This window comes from Marinobacter salexigens (genome assembly GCF_002806945.1).
Classification (GTDB): domain Bacteria; phylum Pseudomonadota; class Gammaproteobacteria; order Pseudomonadales; family Oleiphilaceae; genus Marinobacter; species Marinobacter salexigens.
The window spans coordinates 128,619-152,516 of the sequence record NZ_NIHC01000001.1 but is presented as its reverse complement, the minus strand read 5'-3'; the positions used below and the strand labels follow the sequence as shown (position 1 = coordinate 152,516).

Genomic DNA, 23,898 nt, shown 5'->3' with positions numbered 1-23,898 from the left:
AGCAGGCTGGCGCAAAAGTCAGGGAATGTGAAGTCATATACAACTATTGCATCGAATAATTATAGTTCAAGGTCGCGCCCATGAATGTTCAGTATTCAGGGGGATGATTGCCAAACTACAAAACTTAAACAAAATTCGATTTGCGGGCTCACCACTCAGGGTTAAGGTAGGCTTTTCCTATACACATGCAGCCCCCTGAAGGTATCCCGCTTGCTGGAGCTTGATAATTTTTTCGTGCTCAATCCTGCAGCCGATAAACTGGTGTCGGGCCAATATGATACTGGCCTGGTAACGCTATCGCTGGCCATTGCCATTGGCGCTTCCTATCTGGCACTCACTCTGGCGGCTGCGGCTCGGCGCAGCGCAGCTGTGTACCTGCAGCGCCTGCATTTGATCAGTGGCTCTGCATCCCTTGGTTTCGGCATCTGGTCCATGCACTTTATTGGCATGCTGGCGTTCGAGATGCCCACTCATGTTCACTATCACCCCTGGATCACCGCCTTATCGGCTGCTCCCAGCCTGTTTGCGTCATGGGTAGCTCTCAGCTTGCTTGCCCGCCACGATCTGAATCCTGCACGGCTAATTGGCGGAGGCGTGATCGTTGGAGCCGGAATTGGCGCCATGCACTATCTGGGCATGGCGGCGATGGAGATCGGACCAGCGCTTAGGTACGACCCACTGCTGTTTGTGCTTTCTATTGCGGTTGCGGTGCTACTAGGTACTCTAGCCCTGTGGATCAGCTTCGGTTTGCGGCGCAGTACTCGCGTACGCGGATACAAACGCCGACTTCTAGCCGGCGCTGTAATGGGGCTTGCCATCGCAAGCATGCACTACACGGCCATGGAAGCCGCTCGCTTTATCGGCCAGCCGGATCCGAACTTCCTGCCCGGCAGCAACCGCCATACCGCGCTTGCTCTTACTATCGCCTTCGTTACGGTGAGCCTTAGCTTACTGGCTGCCAGCGTAAACGCCGTGGCGCGCTACTGGGCACTAATGAGGCGCAGCCAGGAAGCTAAAAGTGAAATCCAGGCCATTCTGAATGCAGCGGTAGATGGCATCGTAAAGATTTCCGATCGCGGGATTGTGATGTCGTTCAGCGAATCTGCCGAGAGGATTTTAGGTTACCGGGCAGATGAGGTTATCGGTAAAAACGTAAACATGCTAATGCCTAATCCTCACAGGGATGCCCACGACAGTTACCTGAAAAACTACCGGCGTACCGGTGTGCGAAAAATCATCGGTTCCAACCGGGAAGTATGGGCTCTTCACAAGGACGGCCATCAGGTTCCAGTTCTCCTCGCCATAGGCGAATCCCGGCTGGGCGGCATAAGCACCTTTGTGGGCTTCTTAACGGACATTTCCGAACGCCACAAAATGGAAACCGAACTGCGACAAGCCAAGGAGCAAGCTGAACAGGCTGCCGCTGCCAAAAGCGCCTTCCTGGCCAACATGAGCCACGAAATACGCACCCCGATGAACGCCATTATTGGTTTTACCGACCAGGTACTGGATACACCTCTTGAAGAAACTCAGGCGCGGCACCTGGGCGTCGTGAAAACATCGGCCAGGTCATTGCTGAGCCTGCTGAACGACATTCTGGACTCCGCCAAGCTGGATGGCGGGCATATTGACGTTGAATCCCGGGATTTCAATTTCCGTCACCTGTGTGAACAGGTCATCGCTACCCAGTCGCTAATCGCCAATCGCAAAGGCCTTTACCTGAACCTGGATTTTCAGGCGGGCGACTATTTCAAGGGCGACCCCCTGCGAGTTCAGCAAGTCATACTGAATCTGTTAAGCAACGCTGTTAAGTTCACACAAACTGGAGGGGTCACCCTGCGGGTCCAGCACCCAGAGCCACAACAAGCGGTCATTCTGGTGGAAGATACCGGCATCGGCATTTCCGCCGACCGCCTTGATAAAATCTTTGAGCCTTTTACCCAAGCCGATTCCAGTATGACCCGTCGTTTCGGAGGCACCGGTCTGGGTACCACCATAGCCAGACAACTAGCCGAGCTCATGGGTGGGGAGATTACTGTAACCAGCACGCCTGGCGAGGGCTCCACCTTCAAGGTTACCCTGGCGATCTCTGAAGGTAAGCCGGTGGATGATGACTTGCATTCCGAGCAGGAAGCGACCTTGCCACAGCTGCGGATTCTGGTGGCCGATGACGTACCGCAAAACCTCGAACTTCTGTCCACGCTGCTGACTCAGCGCAACCATCAGGTTAGCATTGCCAATAACGGTCAACAGGCTCTGGACCTCTATCGCCGTGTAGCCTTTGACCTGATTCTGATGGATGTACAAATGCCTGAAATGAATGGGCATGAAGCCACCCGCGCTATCCGCCAGCACGAAACCACCGAGCAAAAACGCTACACCCCGGTAATTGCCCTGACGGCCAGCGTGCAGGAGTCTGACCGCCGAGAGGCCTCGAAAGCAGGTATGGACGGCTTCGCAACCAAGCCCATAAACATGCCCCAACTAACTCGCGAAATAGCCATCGTTTTAGGCCTTGGTAGCACCGACCCAGCTGAAACAACAAATAAAAACATGCCCTCAGTCATTGACCAAGCTACGGTGCAGCACCTGTGGCCAAACGCCGCCAAGCATCTGGGCGCTGCTGCCAGTTTCCTGGCAGACCCCCTAAGCCAACCCAGCGCACTTCGCAGCCAGACATGTGATCAGGCAACTGCCGCCCACAGGCTGAGAGGCATTGCCGGCAATCTTGGGTTCAACCAACTCACCTCCGTGTTCGCGGAGTTGGAAACCCTACTCAAAACGGGGAGCCCGGTTCCTGAATCTTTTTGGGAAAACCTGCAGTTACGCTTTGACACTGCCACTAACTGGCTCAAACAGCAGCCTGCCCTGCCTGAAGTGGTAGCGGAAACAACGGTGACAGCCTTGGATGCTCGGTTGCTGAATCATGTGATCGAATGCCTGAGTCACGGCGAGTTGCCCGACGACGATATCAAGAACCTCAAGCCAGGCCTTCCTGCTGACTGCTCGAAAGCTATGGACCTGATGCTGGATGAGTTCGAGCCGGAAAAAGCCGCAGAAATATTGATCAGCTTTCGAAAAACCCTGGAGGTCTCCTGATGTTGAGTGACACCAAGACTCTCTTATTAGTTGATGACGAGCCGGCAAACCTTCAGGTACTCCGCAATATACTGTCAGACCAGTATCGCTTGCTGTTCGCCAAAGACGGTGAGCGCGCGCTGGAGTTGGCGAGGAGTGAAAAGCCTAATCTGATTCTTCTGGATGTCATGATGCCAGGCATGTCTGGCTACACGGTGTGTGAAAACCTCAAGGCCGAAAGCCGGACCAGCGGCGTCCCGGTTATCTTTGTTACCGCCCTCTCCGGCCCTGACGACGAAAACCGAGGCTTTGAACTTGGCGCCGTTGATTACATCACCAAACCTGTAAACGCCGCCATTGTCCGCGCCCGCGTCAAGACCCACTTGTCGTTGGTGCGCATGGACGAGCTGGTAAACACCCGCTTGTCAGTAGTGCAGCGCCTGGGCCGCGCAGCCGAATACAAAGACAACGAAACGGGCATGCACGTTATACGCATGAGCCACTTCTCCCGGCTGATCGCCCTGGAAGCCGGTTTCGGTGAAATATGGTCTGATACCTTATTAAACGCTGCGCCAATGCACGATGTAGGTAAAATCGGCATTCCCGATGCCATTCTTCAGAAACCCGGAAAGTTGGACCAAGACGAATGGGAGGTAATGCAGACTCACCCTGCAATCGGAGCTGAGATAATAGGCGATGACGGCTCGAGCCTGCTCGACATGGCCCGGGAAGTGGCATTGAATCACCATGAAAAATGGGATGGCAGCGGCTACCCGAAAGGCCTCAAGGGAACCGATATTCCTGTATCCGCCCGGATAGTGGCACTCGCAGACGTCTTCGATGCACTCACCAGCGAGCGCCCATACAAAAGCGCCTGGCCAACAGATAAGGCCACAGGGCTAATCCGCGAGCAAGCCGGTAAGCATTTTGACCCAGACTTGGTGGAGGCATTTTTTCAGTGCCTCCCGGAAGTTTTGGAAATCCGAAAAAAATGGCAGGACGCCTGATATGAAACACGATTGCTACTACCACCCAGGCGACCCTGCCAAATGGCACTGCGGCGAATGTCAGATTCATTTCTGCAGCCGCTGCATGCCCGATGCAGACACTCGCCAGCGCCGGGCACTATGCCCTTCATGCAGTAAAGCCATGCGCTATATGGGCGCTGCCACCGAGGTGGTGCCGTTCTGGAACCGAATCGGGGCTTTTTTCCGTTACCCGTTCCATACCGATCCGCTGATTGTCATTGCAATTTGCACACTGGTGCCCCTTGTTGCTCCCGCTAATCTTGTTGGCATCCTGATCTGGCTGGTACTGGCCTTGGCGCTGTTCAAGTACACCTATGCAGTGATCAATCACACGGCCGAAGGCCATCTGACACCGCCTACAGTATCGATAGCCTTTACCGGTAGCGGGTTCAATATTGTTATTCTCCAGCTACTGGTATTCATTGTGATGGGCGGCCTGGTTGGTGCCGCCGCGATGCTCGGTGGCCCTCTGCTGATGCTGCTGGCACTGGCTTTCGTGGTACTCGCACTGCCCGCCAGCATTATGGTGTTGGCTATGGAGCGCTCCGTTGGCGCAGCCGTAAACCCGATGAACCTGGCGGTGCTGATCTCCCGCATCGGCACCCCCTACTTCCTGCTCTACGGCTACCTTATTTTGCTAACCCTGGCCTCGGGTGTGGCTCAGGATTTTGCCTATAACCATTTCCCCTTCTGGTTTTCACAGCCATTATCCGGTTTTCTGAACAGTACCTTTACGCTGATTCTGTTCAACATGCTTGGGTATCTGTTATTTCAGTATCAGGAAGAACTGGGGTTCGCCTCAGACATTCAGGACGATTCCTCAGATATGGACATGCAGCAACGGGATCGCAGCACCCGCCTGGATGCTGACATTGATATGAACCTGAAGGATGGCAACTACGACCGGGTTCAGGGCATGCTGAAGGAAGCTCTGAAGCGTAATCGGGAGGATCCGCTGCGTATTGGCCAGCTGTACCAGTTATTGGTTGCCCGAAACGATGCCACTGAGCTCTACCAGTATCACCCACGGATTCTCGGTTGGCTGGCCGACCGCAACGACGGCGAGGGCATAGCGTCTGTTGTAAGCATGCTCGATGCAGCTGAACCGGGGTTCAAACTGGACGATCCGGAACTGGCTGTGCGCTGCGCCCGCTGCCTGTATCATCGGGAGCAATACAAACTGGCCTTACGACTACTGCAGGACTTCCACAAGCGCTTTCCGGAAAGCGACGAACTGGCTCCTGCCTACTTGCTGGTTGCCCAAACCCTGGCAAACGGCCTGAATCAGTGGGAGAAAGCGACGGCGTTTCTTACGTTTATTCAGAAGCGCTGCGTGAATCACCCGTTGCATGAGCAGGTGCCGGTGTTTCTGGAGCAGGCTGAGAAGAAAGAACTACTCAAAGGCCCAAAAGCGTCCTTTGCAGTGCCAGATTAGGGAGGGTGCGGGGAGGCCCTTCCAAAACCGTGCGGAGCCATGGATGGCGGAGCCGAGCGTACAGGGAGGTATTCACAGCGTGTTTTGGAAGGGCCTCCCCGCACCCTCCCGGCTACCTCCGAATCTAGCCAGCCTGAAGCAACTGTCGGTAATGCCGCGCTTTCGGCGCCATTTGGAGCTTCTCAAACTCTTCAGCAAGCAATCTGCACGCCTCAGTGGTTAGCAATGGATCATCCGCCCCACGCAAGCGTTCAAAGGCTTTCTCTGCAGCTTTAACGTCATGTTGTTTGAGACTGGCGAACAGCACCCGGTTGTGATCTTCCGCAGCTAGAGGGTGATAGCTCTCACCCTTGCTTAGATACTCCTGCCAAACAGCAATCATCTGCTCAGGCTGTCGACGGCTCAGAGAATCGTTCATCAGTTCGCGGGTAAGAACCTGGTACTCGGGCAAATCCGGGCGCAGCTTAGCGAGGTTGTAAAGGTGCTCAAGCAGGATAGGTCTGTCGGGATAGTTTGCGCGCAAGGCCTCAAACTGGCGTCGAGCCAGGTCGAAATCCATGCGGCCGAGGCTGGCCATGGCTTGGGCATAACCGGTGGTGAAGCGTTCGTCCTGCTCATCTTCTTCCGGCTCAAAAAACTCTTCCCGGACCTGTAGCCAGCTTTTGCCCAGTAGCCATACCAGGCCAGCACCAGCCAACAAACCGCCAGCGTGGGCCATGTAGGCAACACCGGTCGCACCGGCAAACCAGTAATCGTAGATTTCCTTGCCCAGCCACACCGGCAATATGGCTATCGCAGGTGCCCGGAAGTAATTGAAGTACACGCCCAGGAAATAGAAAAAGCGGATTTTCTGCAGCCCGTAAATGGCTACGTACATGCCCATCAGCCCGGAAATGGAACCGGAAGCGCCTACCAAGGGAATGTGGCTGCCCAGTGAAAAAGCGGTAAAAACTACGCCGGATAAAGCACCACAGGCCAGGTAGGCCAACAGGTACCGGCCGGGGCCGAGGGCCTTTTCTACGGTAAAACCGAGGAGGAACAGGAAAAGCAGGTTGCCGATAATGTGCCCCCAGCCGCCGTGCAGGAACTGGTAGGTAATCAGCGTGTATAAAGACAGTTTTGCGGGAATCAGGCCCAACTGCTGGGCGCTCAGGCGCTGTATGTAGCTTTCTTCAATGGTGGTGCGCTGCTCCAGCCAGTGCCTTCGCTCTGCCGGGGCCCAGATCACATCCCTGTTCTGAAGCAGGTACTGATAGAATTCGCGATCCATAAGCAAACTGGCAGAGAGCCAATAGTCTTCACCTTCCTCCCTCAGTTTCTGGAACCTCTGCAACTCAAAAACCCGCTCTTCTTCGCCTTCAAAGCGGATCTTTCGTTGCAGATAATCCTCATAAGCCGGCGCTTCCAGTTGGTGCAGCCCGGAATCCACATAAACGTCCACCGCTTGCTCAAGCTTGCGGCTGTCTCCCCCCTGATAAAACAGGAATACCAGCATACAGGCGAGCATCAATCCAAAGGTCACCCAGGGCGGGCGCTTCCAGTTAATGGCGTTCTCTGCAGGAATAATCAACATGGGCGGTCACAATTCATCATAATCTGTCCCTGAAAAACTGTTTTCTATCATACCAGTGTCTTGTTTCTGCGCTTAAATGATTTTCAGTGAGAAGGTCATGCCGACCATCCGCTAATTACCGTTATTTCTGTCTCGGGTAATAGTGAGCGGGAATAACAAGAAAAACCACAGGTCTGAACCAAGGATACTGCAGATGACTGTACTCGTATTGGACAACCCGGAGTTGATAGCCAAAGCTGCCGTCGCTTCCGGCTTTAATGCAGCTACCCTCATGGCCGAAGGCAAGCGCCCACACCGGATGAGGTTTCATTACGGCTTCAACAAATATGCACTGGACGACTCAGACACGGCAATTGTTCGCCAGCATGCGGCTTATCTGAAGCAGAACCCATGCACCAGTATTCGGATTCATGGCCACTCTGATAATTTCGGCGCCGAAGACTATAACCAGTTTCTGTCTCGACAACGAACAAAGGCTGTGGTCAGGTTTTTGATTGAGGAAGGTGTTTCTGAATCGCAAATTCTTGTTGCAAGCTGGGGCTCAACCCGCCCCTTCACAACACCCGATGACCGGGCCGCCAACCGCCGGGTTGAATTTGAATACCTTGCCGACGATATGGCAAAAGCACTTTAGGAAGGACGCACCGGGGCTGGCATCTGCGGCCCCGGAGGTTTTAGCTGCAACAATCAGCCGTGCACTTGCCAAACATTCCACAACAGAAGAATGGCCGCTGCCAGCATCGCCAGCCAGGTCAGCACCATGCCAAGGGCGCGGGCTTTATGCTCCTCACCATGGCCATTAATCATGCCCCATGCATGCAGTAGGCGACCAACCACCAGGCTCATGCCCGTCCAGTATACAAGGCCGCTTGCAACGCCGTTCATCTCCGCGACACCCAGCATAATCAAGCCGATAGGTGCGTACTCCACAAGATTGCCGTGGGCGCGGACTGCAGCCTGAAAATCGGGGTTATCAGTTACTCCCATGCCTTTATTGTATTTCAGGCGAAACTTCACAACATAAGCGGAAAGCACCAACATCAATATACCGAGGACAGCCGCGAACACTCCGGTAACAGGTAACAACATAGTCAGCTTTTCCTTATTTGGCTGACAATCGCCAGCAGTAATACGGCGCCTACAGTCGCTGTGACCAACTCACCAATGGCGCCCTGAGCCGCCAGGCCTAGCAGGCGAAAAACAAAACCGCCAAGAAAGGAACCAACAATACCAATACCCACATTGGCCAACACGCCAAAGCCGCGGCCTTTCATAATCAGGCCGGCAAGCCAGCCCGCGACACCACCAATAATCAGGAATAAAATCAGATTCATCGTTCGCACCTCTCTTAGGGAATTCGTTTGAGAACTTCCTTAGCCGGAGCCATTAGTCCGGGCAGAACCTTCAGCCCAGATCAGGCGTCAGCCCTGGCCTAATTCGGCGATAACCTCTGCCATTTCTTTATGACAGCGAGCTATCAAAGCAGGGACATCCTCAGTGGTAAGGCCTATGGTTTCCACCGGAGGCAGAATCCGGATACTCACCGGCTCGCGCTTGCCCAGCCTGCCCAGGGTTTTATTGCGATATTCGGCAGTGCACACCATAACAATTGGTGCCCCCGCCGTCACCGCTGCGTAAAAAGCACCTTTTTTGAACTTCTGTAGCCCCCGGCCCTTGCTCCGTGTGCCTTCCACAAAAACCCACAGGCTTTTATTCTCGCGAGTGATCGCCTCGCTGGTGGCTTGCATAACTGCAACGGCTTTGCGGGAGCGGGCACGGTTCAATATGACATTGCCCCCCAGCCAGAATGCCCAGCCAAAAAACGGCACCCAGACCAAAGATGACTTGCCCACAGTTACGGTGCGAGGCGCTACCAGATCCCCCACCACAAAAAGATCATCGTTGTATTGATGATTGCAAATTGCCACCACAGGACGATCCTGAGGCATGTTTCCCGCGCCTTCCACCGGCCGCTCCATCCCGAGTATTGCTCGGCCGGTTCGCGCCAATGCAATGGCCAGCAGCCGGTTATTATCCGGATTGAACGGCCTGACAATAAAGAATGGCAGGGCGAGTATACAAAGCACGGGAACACTCATCCAAGCCAAAACACTTCTGATAAAGCCCATACGACAAACTCTGCACCGGGATTTTGGCGCACAAGTGTACGCCAAGTTTATAGGCCTGCGACAGTGTCAATTTCGTCCAATACGGCCGGACTAAGTCGAACCTGGCTGTGAACGCCTTCTATATTGGCTACACGAGCTGCATCGTCTATCCGGGCCTCCACCACATAACGCAGAGGGCCGCCGGCATCCATGCTGTCGAAGGGATAGCAGGTAACCAGCAAAAGCGTACCCGCAGGTAACTGATGGGTATCGATGAATTCCGAACGGCTATCCACAATTCTTGTTGCACTCACCCGGTAGCCCTGCCAGCGCCCGTCCCGGCGTTGCAGCTGTAGCTCATTGCCTGGCTCCAGGTGTTCAAGAGGCCGAAAGTGGGTATCCCGGTGGCCGGCAATAACAACCGTACTGTCCGGACCGCTAACGCCCATCATCTGCCCTGGCCCGAAGGCCAGGCTCTCACCATGAACACCCGCTAGCACGATCATCGAACCCCCCAGCTCCGGCATGGATAGTTTTGCCACCGGCCAGGTATCTGCCCAAGGCCAGGGCCGGGACTCGGTCTGTCGTGCCTGGCTCTCGGCCCAGGCAATTTCCAGCAGTTCCTGAGCCACCACGGCTTTTATGGGAACCCACAATCCGAACACCAGCAACATGGCTGAGCTTGTAATCAACAGCAACAGTGAGCGACTCATGGGTACGCCCTCCTTTGTAGTAGGGCAATCGCAGCAGATAGCATTAACCCAAGCAATCCCAAAGCAATCATCAGAGGTGCAAAGGTAGCGGTTTGAGGATAGCGCACCATGCCCGGCTGGCTTCCTGCAGGTAGAAGGGTTGGCAGATTGTCTTGCAACAAAGCGCTTTCAGAAGCCCGCACCGGTGTTTTATCCACCGCCACAAAACTCGTATAGGGCGACATAAGGTTGTGGGCAACCGCAAGCTCGGTGATTCTCTCTTTATCCGGCTCCTGCCCCTCTATTCGTGCATCGTCCAGAAGGCTGTCGATCTTCTCCCGCGCCCAATAACGATTCAGCCCAGTACCCGAAGCCGCCTGCTGCAAATCCAGGCTCTGCTGCCAGTTTCCACCACCTGGCAAACGGCCAGACACGCTCAGCGCACCGGCGGGCGGCACTCCGCGCACAACTTGCAACAAGGGCTCGCCCTGAAACAAATCACCGGACCGCTGCGGAAAACTGTCTTCCATTGCCGCGCCAGACTGCCCCGGCCAGGTCACCTGAATATCCGTCATCACCGGCGCTTCCATAGCTGCAAACAACCTGGCCAAAGGGCCGCTCATATCGGCCAGATCCTGCACCGAGGTATAGCTGCCTCGCCCCCAGCGCGCCGCCTCCCGCATAAAGTGCCTATTAGGCGCCGAGCCTATAGCCACAGTGAACAGCCTGTGATCGCCCAACTGGCGACGGATTTGATCAAATAGCGCAGACTCATTGCCCACCGCGCCGTCTGTCATAAACACCACTTGGCGCACCCTGGTCGATTCATCCGCCTGTTCGCCCGCGGTCTTACCTTGCCCTTGCAAAGCCAGGGCCAGCGCGGGTGCCATTTCTGTTCCACCATCCGCCTTCAAGCGACTGACATACTGCCGCGCCCGAGCCAGATGATTCGCCGTCGCCATTTCCGGCTGCATGAACAAGGCGTGGGGCTGGGAATTAAACTGAATCACATTGAACCGATCACCGGGCAACAGCGTCTCCAACCCCAGCTGCAAGGCCTCCCTGGCCTGCCGAATGGACTCCCCAGCCATAGAGCCCGAGGTATCAATCACAAACGTCAGCTCCCGTGGCAACCGGGCTTTACCCGCCCGCCCCGGCACCAGCATCGCCAGCAAATAGTCTTCCCCTTCCCACTGCTGATGAAACACCGCCGCACCCGGTTCCTGCCCCGCAAACGGCTGCCAACGAATCACAAAATCCTGATTCATCACAATGTCCCCCGCCTGGGGCTCAACCGTCACCACCTGACCATCCTGCTGAGTCGCCACCGCATGGCTGGGACTGAACACCTGCGCCAACAGCAGCCCGGCATCAATCGTAAACGTGACTGAAGCCCTGTGACTGTCAGCCGCCACATCGGCCACATCCACCGTAAACGGACTGATCGCATCCGCATCCAACACCTCCGTGGTAGGCACTGCCCAACCACCCTGCCACTGCTGCGGCGCCACCGCCAACGGCTCACCCGGCATATATCGGGGTGTCAGCGTAGTAGGCGCCGTCAACTCAAACACCCCATCCCGATAGCTCACCAACTGCTGATAACTCAGCTCCACACTCACCTCAGCCCCCGGCGGAATATTCGCCACCCGAGTGGTAAACACATTCGGCCGCTGCTGCTCAACCTTCGCCGCATGCCGCCCGGCATCCCGAGCCGTCTCATAGGTCTTCTTAGCTTCCGCGCGAGGCTGAACCTCCCCCACAATCGTCCGCTCCCCCACCTTCATGGTCAGCCCATAAACACTGGCCTTCTCCGGCAGCGGAAACACAAACACCCCCTCACGCCAGTCATCGCTCGTGTTCTTGAACGTCCGCACCAGCTTGCTGTCTGCAATCAGCCCACTAACCCGAACATCAAACTCGCTCCCCAGCACCAAAGCGGGTTCCTGCCACTGCCCTTTACCGTCAACAAAGTGCAAGGTTCCTGCGGAATCCTCATTGCCGGTGTTGGCCTCCGCATAAAGCGGCTGCACAAACAAAACCAACAACATAGCCATCCACAGGCTTACGCCTTCCATAAAGCGTCGGACACGGCCTGAGCACCCTGCACTGAGCCCGCGCGAGCGGCTGAAGCCCCTCCCGAAACCGTGCGGAGCCATGGATGGCGGAGCCGAGCGTACACGGACGTATTCACAGCGTGTTTCGGGAGGGGCTGCAGCCGCTCGGGTGGGCGGGTTAGCGGCAAACGGAAAAGCACTATGCTGAGAGGAAAGGGAAGAAAACATCATGGCAAGAATCCTTTGGCTACATGACTAAATCAGACACCGCCATTTCACCAACCCAAAAAGGACCACCCATGACAAATTCCAACATTCTACCCACAAAAAATGATGAATTATGACAACCCCGCAAGCTAACCTTGTTCTAAACGCCCCCCGTGTTTAAATAGACCCCAACGCCCACAAACAAACAGCCAACACCATGAAAAAACACCTCGTCCTGATAGAAGACGAACCCGCCATCCGCGACAACTACCGCGCCGCCTTCGAACGCCGCGGCTATCGCGTATCCACCTACGGTGACCGATCCGCTGCATGGCAGGTACTGCGCCAAAGCCTCCCCGACCTTGCCATCATCGACGTCGGCCTGGGCAACGAACCCGAAGGCGGCTTCACCCTGTGCCAGGACCTGCGCTCACTATCCGCCACCCTGCCCATCATCTTCCTCACCGCCCGCGACAGCGACATAGACTCAGTCCACGGCCTGCGCCTGGGCGCAGACGACTACGTCACCAAAGACATGAGCATGGAGCACCTGCTGGCAAGAGTAACCGCTCTGTTGCGCCGGGCAGATGCCTGGGCAGAAGCCCTGCAGAAACCGGATGAAATCGTGAAACGTGGTCGCCTCGACCTGAACGTGGATCGCATGACCGTAGCCTGGGATGACAACGCCATCGACCTCACCGTGACCGAATTCTGGATGCTGCACTCACTCGTACAACACCCCGGCCACGTGCGCAGCCGCGATCAACTGATGGAAGCTGCCAACACACACCTGGACGACAACACCGTCACCTCCCACATCAAACGCATCCGCAGTAAGTTCCTGCAGATCGACAGCGCCTTCGACAGCATCCAGACCGCCTACGGCATGGGCTATCGCTGGAATGCCCGTGAGCTTTAAATCGTGACCTTAAAACGTCAGCTCTTTATCGCCAGCCTGCTGATGCTACTCATTCCCTGGGCCGGCTTGCAGTTCGTGCTGGAGCTTGACCAGGCACTGCGCCAGCAGGCGCTTCAGCAGCTGCAAGATCAAGCTGATCGACTGGCAAACACCGCAGGCGACCTCAGTTTGGGGCTTCCCAGCGTTGCGCCCCAAACTCCTGCCATTTACATGGAAAGCCTCACCAGCCCGATCAATCTGGACGGCTACGGCCATGATTGGCCCGGTTACGATGAGGGCGAGCAGCCCCAGCTCTGGCAGCCAGCTGCCTATTCAGAGCCGCCCGCCCAAAGCTCAGGCAAACCCACCCTGCACTGGCAAGCAGCAACCGACCAGCGCCACCTGTACCTGCTGATACGCCTGAGCAACCGCCAACCGGAATTCTTCAACCCCGGCGCACCGAACCAGCCCCACGACCAGCTGGAACTCTGGCTGGAGCCTGCAGATAGCAAGCAGCTGAATCCCGATGCCCACACCACCTCCTGGCTCATGCGCGCCTCGCCACCGGGCAAGGTGTATGCCACGACGATTGATACATCAAACAGGGAAGGCAATGGCACCCCCGACTACCGGGTTAGCGGGCACTGGGAACGGGTGGGCAACGGCTGGCAGCTTGAATTGAAACTACCCAAACCTCCGCAAGGCAGCCGTTTCGGTTTTGCCGCCCGATGGCAGGACAGCTCAGGGTTAGCGCAAGCCGCAACATCAACAGACCCGCTACCGGTGCTGGTGGAGCGCCAATCCAAACTCGAACGGCAACTGATTCCCGGAATGAGCAAAGGGCAAATTGCCCGGCTGATCGAGCCGGCTGGCTGGGTAATTGCCCAACAGGCAACGCCTTCGCGCCAGACACCCCCGGAATTTGATGATCTCAGCTCACTACAAATTGTGGAGCACATCAGCCTTAATGCATTACGTGCACTGGTGCAGTTTTACCAGCCCACACCCGCACGCCTCCCTGTCCACACCAACCGGCTGGATATGAACGCCATGCCTGAAGAAGGGCTTGTCCGGCATGAAGACGACAGCATATGGCTGATGACCAGCCGACCCGTATTCGGTGGCAGGACCCTGGTCCTCGAACAATCCCTGGATCAACTGCTGTCGTTATCCGGCTCTACCCTTGGCTCCGTTATTGCCCGCAGTACCCTGATCATTATCGGCCTGACTCTCGTTTTACTGGGTTATGCCAGCTGGCTGTCATGGCGCATTGCCCGCTTACAGCGGGCAGTCAGCGCCACCATAGATGCGGATGGCCGAATCATTGGCACCCTGCCAGGCGCTGGTGCAAAGGACGAGTTAGGCCAGTTGCAGAACCATTTCGCCCAGATGGCCGATCGGCTGCACGGCTACAACCGATACCTGGAGAGCTTTTCAAAGCGCCTGTCCCATGAACTCAAAACCCCGGTGGCCGTGGTGCGTTCCTCTCTGGAAAACCTTTCTCACGCCGAAACAGAAGAAGAACGTTCACAATACATCGGGCGTGCGACCGCAGGTACCGACCGTTTGCGACAAATCCTCAACGGCATGAGCGAAGCGGCCCGGCTGGAGCAGAGTTTTGATCATGCCGACAAAGAAGCCTTCGATCTGGCCGAGGTGGTCAGCCAGGCAAGCGCAGCCTATCAGACCCTGGATCCGCATCATCACTTGATTTACACCGGGCCGGAATCCGGCATCAACCTTGTCGGCTCCCCGGAACTGCTGGTGCAGATGCTGGACAAACTGGTCGACAACGCACGCGACTTCACGCCAGAAAACGGCAGAATTGAAATACGCCTGCACCAACACGCTGACCACTACCAAATCGAAGTGTTTAACGAAGGCTCAAGCTTGCCAACCACCTCGGGCGTGAATATTTTCGAGGCGTTTGTATCCCAACGTGAAGGCAAAACCGAAGGGCATCTGGGCCAGGGGCTGTTGATCGTGCGCTTGATTGCAGACTTCTTTGGTGGCCGGGTTGAGGCTAAAAATCAGCAGGTTAATGACATTGACGGCGCGTCCTTCCGCGTTATCATCCCGAAACTGACGGATAAACCAAGGACTGACCCGTGACCGCCAAGACAGTCGCACTGGATTTTCACCCCCTACGCCCTGACCTCTATCAGGAGCTGCATTCGCGCCCTTTTCAGGTATTACCACCGCAGGCAAGGGTAAGTCACATTGCAGTTTTGACCACGTCAGAGCAGCGTAAAAGCCAGTTTAAGCACCTGCAAAGCCTACACCGAATGCTGGGACAACCCTGGCCAGAGGAGGAAGTGACTTGCTACGAGCAAACCTTTGATAAGCTGCGCATTCGCCGTGAAGTTCATCTGGAATTTACAGCTTACACCTTTACCAACCTGGCTCCGTCCGACGTTGAGCCATTTGAGGAAACCGGTATCAGCGCGCTGCCTCATGGCTGGCTCGCACAACTCGAAGGCATCGTCGTTGCAGCCTTTCATATTGACGTTAGCCCATCTACGGAGCATGCCCGCAAAGAACCTGCGTTCATGCGCCGTCACTTCGAAGGCATGCGTTTGGTAGGCAGCAGCCCACAGGAAGGGGCTGCGCGGGTACTGGGAACGTTTCAGTTGCACTCTGACAATTTCGGCCGTTTCATGGTGCTCAACTACAGTATGTCTGAAAGCCAGTTAGGCCGGCTAGTTCAGCGGTTGATGGAAATCGAAACCTACCGCTTGATGTCTCTACTGGCATTGCCCGTGGCCCGTGAAATCACGCCAGCCCTAAATGATATGGACCAGCAACTGGCTGTTATCACTCAGGCGCTGGCTAACAACGAAACTCTGGATGAACAAAGCATTCTTGCCAAACTCACCAACATTGCGGCGAAAATCGAAGCGTTTCGTGCCCACTCCACCTTCCGGTTTTCCGCCACCAAAGCCTATCACCAACTTGTTTTGACCAGGCTTGAAGAACTGCGAGAGGACGAAGTCTCAGGGCATCTGACCATCGGCGAGTTCCTGACCCGCCGATTGACGCCTGCAGTAAAGACCTGCGAAGCGGTGAGCGAACGGCTGGAAGATCTGTCAAAACGGGTAGATCGCACCTCAGACATGATGCGCACCCGGGTGGAGTTGGCTATACAGAGCCAGAATCAACAGTTGCTTAGCTCCATGGACCGGCGCTCACAAATTCAACTGATGATGCAGCATACCGTTGAAGGTTTTTCGGTTGTGGCCATCACCTATTACCTGATCGGTCTGCTCAAACTGGCCCTGGATTCCATCTACGAAGCGGGCATTATTTTCAACAAAACTCTGGCTCTGGGGATTGCCATTCCGGCCACCCTTGCTCTGGTATATCTGGTTGTGCGGCTTGTGCATCACCACTTCATGCGCATGGCAAAACGGCAGTAGCCGGGCCGTTTCAGCCAAGGTTCTCATCACCGGAAAACTGCCGGTAAAACTGCTGCGCCGTGCGGCCATTACGCACCCCTTTCTGGGTTGCAAACCGAATGGCTTCACGGTGCAGGTTCTTCCGATCAGTGACATTCGGGAAGAGTGCATCCACTGCCTGTAAATACACCTCTTGAGAAAACGCGTAGAAAGACAGCTGCAAGCCAAACCGGTCAGCCAGCGACACCTGCTCTTCTATTGCTTCCGCCGGGTGAATCTCACCATCCTGAGTGTGGCCTTTCAGGTTATCAGACATGAATTCCGGCATCAGATGGCGGCGATTCGACGTGGCGTATACGCGAACATTCTCCGGGGGCAATTCCAGCGAGCCTTCAAGTACACTCTTCAGCGCCTTGTAACCGGATTCGCCCACATCAAAGGACAGGTCGTCACAGAAAATAATGAAGCGGTAGGGAAGATCGCAGATGTCATCCACAATCTCCGGCAGGTTCACCAGATCGTCCTTGTCCACTTCAATAATTCTCAAGCCTTGATCTTTATAACGATTCAGCAATGCCTTGATCAGCGACGACTTGCCAGTGCCACGGGCGCCCCAGAGCAGCACGTTGTTGGATGGTTCACCGGCCAGAAAACGTTCCGTATTGCGAGCAAGTGCCTGTTGTTGACGGTCAATACCCGTCAAAGAACTCCACTGAACCGGGTCCAGCCTCCGCACAGGGCGCAGGCCTGCGCGATGGCGACGCCAAACCGCTGCCGATATTGATGACCAATCGAAGGGTTGGTTATCAGACATAAGCTGTTTTCCTGTTTCGCTGTTTACCGTTTTGCAGCCCGACTCTCCGCCGGGCCATGCGGTATCAGTATATCTGTATGAGCGACAGTCAGGCTATTGGAGAGGAAACAAGCAAAAGGTGCTGAGGCCAAGCCTCTGCACCTTTTAAAGGGCACATCACGTTTGATCAGAACTGGAACTTGAGGCCAACCTGAGCGGTATCAAAGTCGGGGCCATCGTTGTTCAACTGACCATTGAAGTCGTTCTCGTCCACGTCAACATTGTAACGGTTGTACTCCAGAAACGTGGTCAGGTGTTCCGTGATGCGGAAGTCCACACCAGCGCCAACCACCGGGCTTACCTCATCATAGGTCTCGCTTTCATTGAACGCATCCACATCAAGCGCAGCTGCGAAGGCACCGGCTTTGGCATACACACCAAAACTGTTGGTTACCGGCAGGCGACCGATTGCAACGAGGGAACCACCCTTTAGCTTGGCTCTGGTGTCGTCTTTACCAAAGTTGCCAAAATCTATGTACGCCGCCTCCAGCGCAAAAAACTGGTTGAACTGGTAACCAAGGCCGGCACCGTAAAGATCGTTCGAGTCGTCGAAATCCCCATTGTGGGACTTATAGCCACCGTAACTACCTTTAATATAAGGGCCAGAGGCATCACGGTCAGATGTACCTTGAGCGAAGGCTGCCGGAGCCGCAAAAACGCTGGCAGACAAAACCGTGGCACAGGCAATACGAGCTTTAGAGTTCATAGTGCTTTTCCTCGCTAGTTTAGACGTTCGTTCGTTAAAGCGTTCTTCAGGCGACTGCGTTGATCACTTCATCGCCCCCGAAACACATGCTTGTACCCTAGTGCCTCTGGTCACGAATTTGGGTTACATCCGGACTAAAATCCATTCATCTTTTTTTAATCTTCATAAAAAATACTATTGCGGAACAATCGCTTACAACCTTTCAGGTTGAACATCGCCATACCTGTGAAAGCACAGATACAAGGTTGCAAGAAGGTAGGTGCCGGAACTGTCAGCGTGGGGCGAAGGGTTAATCGACGGGGGTTTTATCTGGAGAAGGCGCGGGAGCATCCTCTGAATCACTGGCCTCCGGGGTGCCGGAAGACTGGCGCATCAGAACCATGCCACCCTGGAGCAGCAAATTCTTTAACCTCGGGTCGCTCTGCTCTGCAACACCAACCGCAAAAGCCAGCACTGCAGCCTCTAGCGGGTTACGGGCAATCAGCGAGCGCAATAACTCGATGGGTGAACCTGAGCCAAGGCCGGACCGGGTACTTTGGGCATCACGGTTTTTTTGGGGTGGGCGGGTCATACGATAGAAGAAAAGCGCCAACAAACACAGACATGCAAGCCCTGTGATTGCCATGGCCCCCGGCTTGCCCACAAAGGGAGCCAGGGCCAGGGTCGCAGCGTTAACCAGCAAATAAAAACCGGTAACCAATAGCGCAGTTAGCAACACCAGAGCCAACACTACCCCGATGATAGCGGCGACAGCTTTGCGAAGGGCGCTCTGGATGTTTGCAGAATCAAATATCATCAGCGATCAAGCATCTTGCCCACGATGACACCCGCCAGAAACATAAGAATAATGCTGAGAAATGGCCTTTCCTCTATTTTGTGCTCCACGCTTTCTACCGTTTGTGAGCCTGCTTCTGTAGCACGAGTCAGGGCTGCGTCGCCCCGTTTGCGCAGGTTTTCAAATACCGCTTGAGCCTCACGGCTGATTTCGTCTTTCAGATTATTGGCACCGGCCTTCTGACTTTCCGCAAAGGCTTTGCTCAGGGATGCTATGTCGTCACGCAGTACCTGAAGGTCATCTTTCACGCGGGCGTAATCATCTTTTGCAGTTTGCTTTTCCATGGGCTGTCTCCTGACTGTTTCCTGATTTCATTCGACAACGGGCTGGAACAGGCCTGTTAACTCTTTGGCCTGCAAGACCGCTCACAAAATACTCTAGCACAGGGTCGGGAATCCGTAACTGTAGCCAGTCCTCGCAGGTAACACTGTGTCAGGGTTCTGGTCCTCTGGGCTCGGGGTCATCATTACGCTCACGCAGAAAGCTAGCGAAACGCGGCAAGCCGGTCGCAGTGAGTCCATAGTAATTGAAGGTTATGCGGGTTCCGGGTACCGGTGGCCGGGCGCGCAGCTCATCGCTGAACCCGGTGCCGATGCGGAAGCGGCGCCCACTCGGGAGTTCAACCTCTAATGCCCCCATCATGCCCTGCAGGCGACCCTTGCCGCGTATGTGTTTGACCACCACGGCCTCGGCGTCCTCAAAGGTTTTCACTTTCAGCAAATCATCGGAACGGCCTGCTCTGTAGTAGCTCTCTCGCCGTTTCAACATCAGCCCTTCACCGCCTGCTGCTACGACTCTGTCCAGCTCAGCCATCAACTCAGCATGAGTAGAGGCTGGCTTTTGCTGTAGCAACCTCAAATGCCGGGACCCCACTTTAGCCACCAGCGTCTTCAGCTGCTCATAACGCTCGTAAAACGGGCCGGGGCCTGGCAAATCGAAAACATGAAAACGAATCTCTTGCCATTCACTGTCCACCGGTACCCGCTTACGCACGGCCCCGGAAAGTTGAGCAAAGCGTTGGCGCCCCATCCACAGCTCACCGTCCAGAGGCACACTGGGGAAATCCGCAGTAAACCAGTCAGGCGTCTGGTAAACCTTGCCATTGCGGGATAAAAAGCTCTGGCCATTCCAGTAAGCCCTGACCCCATCCAGCTTCTCGCTGATCCAGTAATTCTCCAGTGCAACCCCTTGCTGATAGGTGTTGGCCAGGGGCACTGGCGGCGGGCTGGCCTCGCCGGCTCGCACAAATATCGCCAGAGCCAGCAACAAAGCAGACAGAAAAAGCCTGAAAACACTCCGGGTTTGACGGATCGGCATGCCTTGCATGCCCGTTGTCTTCTGCAGGTTCACCATCGGCACTCCATTGCCTTCTAAAATAGACACGCTACTCAGTACAAGCTGCGGGGTATCCGATAGCCGGATAACAACTGCTGTGTGAACGGGTTGATGTTACTTGCCGCATGCAGGCGATAGCGCATCTCGCCGTTATCCACCTGAAAGCGCACATCCACGGCACTGTTGCTGACGCCGGTGATGTCAGCTTTATCCAGCAGGCGGAACAACGCCCAGGGGCCATTCTCTGAAATGCTGCGAGGTGAACGGTTAACCTGCACCGGCACCAGGGTAATCCGGCTTTCCACCGCTTCGCGCAGGGTGTTTGGCCAGACCAGTGGAATACTCTGGCGCGGGCCATGGCTGAACTCCACCAGTTGGCCATCCAGATTCACCACGCTGCGGCGTTTATTGGAGGACAGGTTCAGGGGCTCCAGAGCAAACTCCACATCCAGGGTGCCGCTGCGGGTGAAGTAAGCACTGCGGATTTTGTCCGCGCTGCTCAATGACGCCAGCACATCCCGACGCACCAGGCTGGCCCGGCGGGCATCCCCTACCTGCTCCGGATGGTCTTCCAGGAACAGCTTCAGGTTGTCCTTGTAGAAGGTGTCCAACACTCCGTCCGGTGCGAAGAAGCGCTCAAAGTCCTGCAGGGCCACATCACGACCGGCGCTGGCGTTGAACGGGTAGTGCCTGGCCAGATTCTGCTGGAACGGCTGGTAAACCTCCCGATACCACTCCCTCTCCAGTTGCGCCACGGCCTGGTCCAGCAGCACGCGCCAGCTTTCCGTTGCCAGCCGGTTCAACAGCCGGTTCATCGGCTCCGGCTGGTGCCCGGCCATGCGCTGCAGGGTGAAAATTGGGTCTACCCCTTGCAGCTCCATTCTGGCTCGGGCTGCATTAAGGGCGGCCTTGCCCTTGTCGGGTGATTCCTGAACATTGCGCATGTATTCGTGCAAATCCTTGACCACCAGCATGATCTGCTCAAGCCCGGTGGGCTGATCGCCATTCTTGCGGGTAAGCTGGTTCAGGTCAGCGAACTGGCGCTCGATGTTCTGCAACATGCGGAAGTGGGGCGACTGCTCCAGCAGCTCCCGCGCCATGGCGCCCTCGCCTTCGGCGGAAGGAATCAGCTGGGTATTGCGGCTCACCTGCCCGAGGAACTGGGCCAGGGGCTGATGGCCGCCGGTCAGGCTTTCCAGTATCCGCACGCCGTGGTTCAGATCGTCAAACCGTTGGACATCCACCCGGCTCAGGGCGGTGCGCCATGCATTGGCGTAGTGTTCGGCGTAGAGGTTTTGCAAACTGGCCTGCAGTTCTGCCTCATCGGCTTTGCTGAAGTCCACATTGTCCCGGCGGCCCAGCACCCAGGCATCGATCAGTGCCAGCTCAGTAACCGTGGATGATTTGCGCAGGAACCATTTTTCCAGGCCACCCCGGGTCATCAAGGCGGGAATGCTCAGAGGATCCTCAGCCGCTTCCGGTGCTTGTGCATGCTGCCCTTCCGACCAGCCCGACACCGGCTCGCCATACTGGTCCACGCGCACAAATACGTTACTGAACGCAGGGCCAGAGGTACGTGCCAGATCGTTTGGCTGGCTGAATTCACGGGCAGCCTCCACTTCCAGATCCCGGTAAACGCGATCTGGCGTCGACATGCGTCCTAACTCGTGTTGCGACCACTGTACGCTGCTTTTGAAAGGTGCCAACGCCATATCGGCGGTTACATCACCGTTCCGGGCCTGCTGGGCCAAGTCGGTATGAGCCATTGCGTAGTCAAGGTGGTCCATCAGCCGCTCCTGAACATCCCCGCGCGCCGGGAAGGCTCGCTGCCAGTATTCCCGCATATAGTTGGTGACAATATCCGTGCGGCGGCCACCGGCATCGTAGAGCATTCTCAATACCCGCAGATGCTCAAGGCGCTCCGGGCTGCCATCCGGCGCCCGGCTCAACTCATCCATGACTCCGAACATCAGGGCCGGCAGGTATTGGTAAGCCAGCATATCGAGGTAGGAAGCTTCCACTTCCGGGCCCACCTTGTGGCCCTGGTACAGCCCCATTTCACTGACCACAGGCCACTTTTTGCGATGATCTCCGAATGCCAGGGTTGCGTCGCGCAACTGATCCAGAGGTTCCAGCAGGTTGTGCCCTGTAGTATCCGGCTCGAAACCGACGGGCTGCCAGTTATTGATAAAGCTTTTGGCCCGTGTTTCAACCGAGGCTGCGGCTTCCGCGTTCTTGATAAAGTAATGCTGCCAACCCGCGGTTACACCGGCACCGGCACAGACAGCCACAACAGCCGCAACGGCCACGCGGCGTTGGCGGCTGCGTACAACCCGTCGGTTATCCCCCGCAAGCCCGGCTTCCGGATAGATAATTCCCGGGAACAGCGATTGGGTAAACAGGCTTGCAGACTGGCCTGTGCGCTGGGCCGGCTGAATCGGCCCGGATACGTGATAGTGACTGGCGGCGGCCGACACAAAGGCGTCTTCCGGCACGCCTTCCTGAACAACCGAGGTGAAGTAGGTGCCGCGAACCAGGGCCGGTGTTGAAAAGGCATCAGCCGACAGAAGGCTGGTGAGGAAGTTTTCCAGCCCGGACTTCATGCCTGCCAGTTGGCGGGTAAATGAGTAGGCAGCAGCCCGTTCTTCTGCGTCCCGGGTATTGGCCAGCACATCCGGCAAGCGCTCGCTTAGGCGGGCAACCATGTCGCTATAGCGCTCTGAGAACTCATTTAGCCAGTCGTCATTATCCAACTGACCTTCCAGTTGAAAGGTGAACCCGAGAGCCTGTTCTTTTTCCTGCTTGCTGAGGCTGCGAACAAAAGGCCCGAAGCCGTACAACAGATCCATTTTGGTGAAGGAGACATACACCGGCAGGCGCGAGCCTATCTGCTCCATCAGTTCCCTCAGGCGGGTGCGCAGCAATATGGCGTGGGCTTCCCGCTTGGCTTCACTGGCGGTGCTCAGCTGCGCCAGATCAATGGCCAGTACCACGCCATTAAGCGGGCGCTGCGAGCGATTGCGCTCCAACCACTGGATAAAATGCGTCCACAACCGCTGCTGAATCTCCCCGGCGGTGCTTTGATTCTCGCCCTGACTCAGCAGTTCGCCATCCGGGTCAATCAGCACGCCGTTATCGCCAATCCACCAGTCGAAACCAAATGGGTTGCGGTCAGCGCGGTTATTGCGGGTGACGTTGGTGAGGGTGTATGTCTGCCCGGAACGTTGGATGAGGCTCGACTTACCCGCGCCTTCCAGGCCCATAACCAGATACCAGGGCAAGCGATAAACACCCCGGCGTCCAGGCAGATTGCTCTTGAGCGCCGTGAGCTGACGATCCAGCAAGCGCTGCTGGCGGCGCTCCATGGGCAGAATCGGGTCTTCCTGTTCCTGCTGTTCCTCGGCTTTCGCCGCATTCACCTTACCCAGGCGGCGGGCCAGAACCGTGCCCCAGACCATGACGACCAGCAGCACAACGCCCAGAGTCACCAGCGCCCGCATTTGCCAGGCCGCCAGCGGGAACTCGCCGCGCACTTCCCATTTTGGCCCAAGCCACCAAGTGGCTACCAACAGCGCAATCAGGCCCAGCGCCAGGGTAACCGGTGCCGCATTTTTAACGTATGGCAAAAGCCAGCGACCGATGAGTAAAGCTTTTCTCCACATGGTGTCCATTCCTGCTGTGTGTGCGTCTTTCAATAG

19 protein-coding genes are annotated in these 23,898 nt (G+C 56.1%); 7 read left to right on the top strand and 12 right to left on the bottom strand.

Annotated elements, in window-relative coordinates; genetic code table 11:
- Positions 1 to 210 precede the first annotated feature (210 nt).
- Genes CDH47_RS00720 through CDH47_RS00710 form a run of 3 tightly spaced genes read left to right on the top strand, consistent with a single transcriptional unit; the run spans position 211 to position 5,541 of the window.
- Complete coding sequence (locus CDH47_RS00720) at positions 211 to 3,099, top strand: MHYT domain-containing protein (protein ID WP_100637922.1); 2,889 nt, start codon at positions 211 to 213, stop codon at positions 3,097 to 3,099.
- A complete protein-coding gene (locus CDH47_RS00715) occupies positions 3,099 to 4,085 on the top strand; it encodes a response regulator (RefSeq protein ID WP_100637921.1) in 987 nt (328 codons plus the stop codon). Before CDH47_RS00720 ends, CDH47_RS00715 begins: the two co-directional genes overlap by 1 nt.
- Position 4,086: 1 nt before the next feature.
- Complete coding sequence (locus CDH47_RS00710; RefSeq protein WP_100637920.1) at positions 4,087 to 5,541, top strand: B-box zinc finger protein; 1,455 nt, start codon at positions 4,087 to 4,089, stop codon at positions 5,539 to 5,541.
- A gap of 124 nt (positions 5,542 to 5,665) precedes the next feature.
- On the opposite strand, the gene CDH47_RS00705 is transcribed toward CDH47_RS00710, so the two are convergent.
- Positions 5,666 to 7,114, bottom strand: a complete 1,449-nt coding sequence (locus CDH47_RS00705; RefSeq protein WP_100637919.1) for a rhomboid family intramembrane serine protease — start codon at positions 7,112 to 7,114, stop codon at positions 5,666 to 5,668.
- A gap of 193 nt (positions 7,115 to 7,307) precedes the next feature.
- Here CDH47_RS00705 and CDH47_RS00700 point away from each other — a divergent pair, with 193 nt between their 5' ends.
- Positions 7,308 to 7,748 (top strand): OmpA family protein, encoded by a 441-nt coding sequence (locus CDH47_RS00700; RefSeq protein ID WP_100637918.1) that lies wholly within the window; start codon positions 7,308 to 7,310, stop codon positions 7,746 to 7,748.
- 53 nt (positions 7,749 to 7,801) lie between these two features.
- On the opposite strand, the gene CDH47_RS00695 is transcribed toward CDH47_RS00700, so the two are convergent.
- The 5 genes from CDH47_RS00695 to CDH47_RS00675 form a co-directional block, all read right to left on the bottom strand.
- Positions 7,802 to 8,203: an MAPEG family protein gene (locus CDH47_RS00695; RefSeq protein WP_100637917.1), complete on the bottom strand. Its 402-nt coding sequence runs from the start codon at positions 8,201 to 8,203 to the stop codon at positions 7,802 to 7,804.
- 2 nt (positions 8,204 to 8,205) lie between these two features.
- Complete coding sequence (locus tag CDH47_RS00690; protein ID WP_100637916.1) at positions 8,206 to 8,448, bottom strand: GlsB/YeaQ/YmgE family stress response membrane protein; 243 nt, start codon at positions 8,446 to 8,448, stop codon at positions 8,206 to 8,208.
- 87 nt (positions 8,449 to 8,535) lie between these two features.
- Positions 8,536 to 9,243: a 1-acylglycerol-3-phosphate O-acyltransferase gene (locus tag CDH47_RS00685; RefSeq protein ID WP_100637915.1), complete on the bottom strand. Its 708-nt coding sequence runs from the start codon at positions 9,241 to 9,243 to the stop codon at positions 8,536 to 8,538.
- Between the two features lie 47 nt (positions 9,244 to 9,290).
- Entirely contained in the window at positions 9,291 to 9,935 is a 645-nt protein-coding gene (locus tag CDH47_RS00680; RefSeq protein WP_100637914.1) for a class GN sortase, read from the bottom strand.
- On the bottom strand, positions 9,932 to 12,202 hold the full coding sequence (locus tag CDH47_RS00675) for a marine proteobacterial sortase target protein (RefSeq protein WP_338037987.1): 2,271 nt from the start codon (positions 12,200 to 12,202) through the stop codon (positions 9,932 to 9,934). The genes CDH47_RS00680 and CDH47_RS00675 overlap by 4 nt, the downstream gene beginning before the upstream one ends.
- A 193-nt stretch (positions 12,203 to 12,395) precedes the next feature.
- On the opposite strand from CDH47_RS00675, the gene pdsR reads away from it, so the two are divergent.
- The 3 genes from pdsR to CDH47_RS00660 are packed head-to-tail and all read left to right on the top strand — an operon-like array spanning position 12,396 to position 16,492.
- A complete protein-coding gene (pdsR, locus tag CDH47_RS00670; protein WP_100637913.1) occupies positions 12,396 to 13,097 on the top strand; it encodes a proteobacterial dedicated sortase system response regulator in 702 nt (233 codons plus the stop codon).
- 3 nt (positions 13,098 to 13,100) lie between these two features.
- Positions 13,101 to 15,188, top strand: coding sequence for an ATP-binding protein (locus tag CDH47_RS00665; protein WP_100637912.1), 2,088 nt, complete (start codon positions 13,101 to 13,103; stop codon positions 15,186 to 15,188).
- Positions 15,185 to 16,492 (top strand): DUF3422 family protein, encoded by a 1,308-nt coding sequence (locus CDH47_RS00660; RefSeq protein ID WP_100637911.1) that lies wholly within the window; start codon positions 15,185 to 15,187, stop codon positions 16,490 to 16,492. The genes CDH47_RS00665 and CDH47_RS00660 overlap by 4 nt, the downstream gene beginning before the upstream one ends.
- Positions 16,493 to 16,502: 10 nt before the next feature.
- Here the strand turns inward: CDH47_RS00660 and CDH47_RS00655 are convergent, their stop codons facing one another.
- From CDH47_RS00655 to tssM, 6 genes are all read right to left on the bottom strand, one after another.
- On the bottom strand, positions 16,503 to 17,285 hold the full coding sequence (locus CDH47_RS00655) for an ATP-binding protein (RefSeq protein ID WP_100637910.1): 783 nt from the start codon (positions 17,283 to 17,285) through the stop codon (positions 16,503 to 16,505).
- Between the two features lie 166 nt (positions 17,286 to 17,451).
- Positions 17,452 to 18,030: a porin family protein gene (locus tag CDH47_RS00650; RefSeq protein WP_100637909.1), complete on the bottom strand. Its 579-nt coding sequence runs from the start codon at positions 18,028 to 18,030 to the stop codon at positions 17,452 to 17,454.
- A 289-nt stretch (positions 18,031 to 18,319) separates the two neighbouring features.
- On the bottom strand, positions 18,320 to 18,826 hold the full coding sequence (locus CDH47_RS00645; protein WP_100637908.1) for a hypothetical protein: 507 nt from the start codon (positions 18,824 to 18,826) through the stop codon (positions 18,320 to 18,322).
- Complete coding sequence (locus CDH47_RS00640; RefSeq protein ID WP_100637907.1) at positions 18,826 to 19,149, bottom strand: ElaB/YgaM/YqjD family protein; 324 nt, start codon at positions 19,147 to 19,149, stop codon at positions 18,826 to 18,828. Before CDH47_RS00640 ends, CDH47_RS00645 begins: the two co-directional genes overlap by 1 nt.
- A 148-nt stretch (positions 19,150 to 19,297) precedes the next feature.
- Positions 19,298 to 20,182, bottom strand: a complete 885-nt coding sequence (locus CDH47_RS00635) for a DNA ligase (RefSeq protein ID WP_100638706.1) — start codon at positions 20,180 to 20,182, stop codon at positions 19,298 to 19,300.
- Between the two features lie 71 nt (positions 20,183 to 20,253).
- Positions 20,254 to 23,871: a type VI secretion system membrane subunit TssM gene (tssM, locus tag CDH47_RS00630; RefSeq protein WP_100637906.1), complete on the bottom strand. Its 3,618-nt coding sequence runs from the start codon at positions 23,869 to 23,871 to the stop codon at positions 20,254 to 20,256.
- Positions 23,872 to 23,898 lie beyond the last annotated feature (27 nt).

Excerpts from the sequence above, each read along its gene's own strand:
- CDH47_RS00645 (WP_100637908.1), bottom strand. The coding sequence starts at position 18,826 with ATGATATTTGATTCTGCAAACATCCAGAGCGCCCTTCGCAAAGCTGTC.
- CDH47_RS00700 (WP_100637918.1), top strand. The coding sequence starts at position 7,308 with ATGACTGTACTCGTATTGGACAACCCGGAGTTGATAGCCAAAGCTGCC.
- CDH47_RS00680 (WP_100637914.1), bottom strand. The coding sequence starts at position 9,935 with ATGAGTCGCTCACTGTTGCTGTTGATTACAAGCTCAGCCATGTTGCTG.
- CDH47_RS00650 (WP_100637909.1), bottom strand. The coding sequence starts at position 18,030 with ATGAACTCTAAAGCTCGTATTGCCTGTGCCACGGTTTTGTCTGCCAGC.
- CDH47_RS00640 (WP_100637907.1), bottom strand. The coding sequence starts at position 19,149 with ATGGAAAAGCAAACTGCAAAAGATGATTACGCCCGCGTGAAAGATGAC.
- CDH47_RS00655 (WP_100637910.1), bottom strand. The coding sequence starts at position 17,285 with ATGTCTGATAACCAACCCTTCGATTGGTCATCAATATCGGCAGCGGTT.
- CDH47_RS00695 (WP_100637917.1), bottom strand. The coding sequence starts at position 8,203 with ATGTTGTTACCTGTTACCGGAGTGTTCGCGGCTGTCCTCGGTATATTG.
- CDH47_RS00685 (WP_100637915.1), bottom strand. The coding sequence starts at position 9,243 with ATGGGCTTTATCAGAAGTGTTTTGGCTTGGATGAGTGTTCCCGTGCTT.
- CDH47_RS00675 (WP_338037987.1), bottom strand. The coding sequence starts at position 12,202 with ATGATGTTTTCTTCCCTTTCCTCTCAGCATAGTGCTTTTCCGTTTGCC.
- CDH47_RS00710 (WP_100637920.1), top strand. The coding sequence starts at position 4,087 with ATGAAACACGATTGCTACTACCACCCAGGCGACCCTGCCAAATGGCAC.
- CDH47_RS00715 (WP_100637921.1), top strand. The coding sequence starts at position 3,099 with ATGTTGAGTGACACCAAGACTCTCTTATTAGTTGATGACGAGCCGGCA.
- pdsR (WP_100637913.1), top strand. The coding sequence starts at position 12,396 with ATGAAAAAACACCTCGTCCTGATAGAAGACGAACCCGCCATCCGCGAC.
- CDH47_RS00690 (WP_100637916.1), bottom strand. The coding sequence starts at position 8,448 with ATGAATCTGATTTTATTCCTGATTATTGGTGGTGTCGCGGGCTGGCTT.
- tssM (WP_100637906.1), bottom strand. The coding sequence starts at position 23,871 with ATGGACACCATGTGGAGAAAAGCTTTACTCATCGGTCGCTGGCTTTTG.
- CDH47_RS00635 (WP_100638706.1), bottom strand. The coding sequence starts at position 20,182 with ATGCCGATCCGTCAAACCCGGAGTGTTTTCAGGCTTTTTCTGTCTGCT.
- CDH47_RS00705 (WP_100637919.1), bottom strand. The coding sequence starts at position 7,114 with ATGTTGATTATTCCTGCAGAGAACGCCATTAACTGGAAGCGCCCGCCC.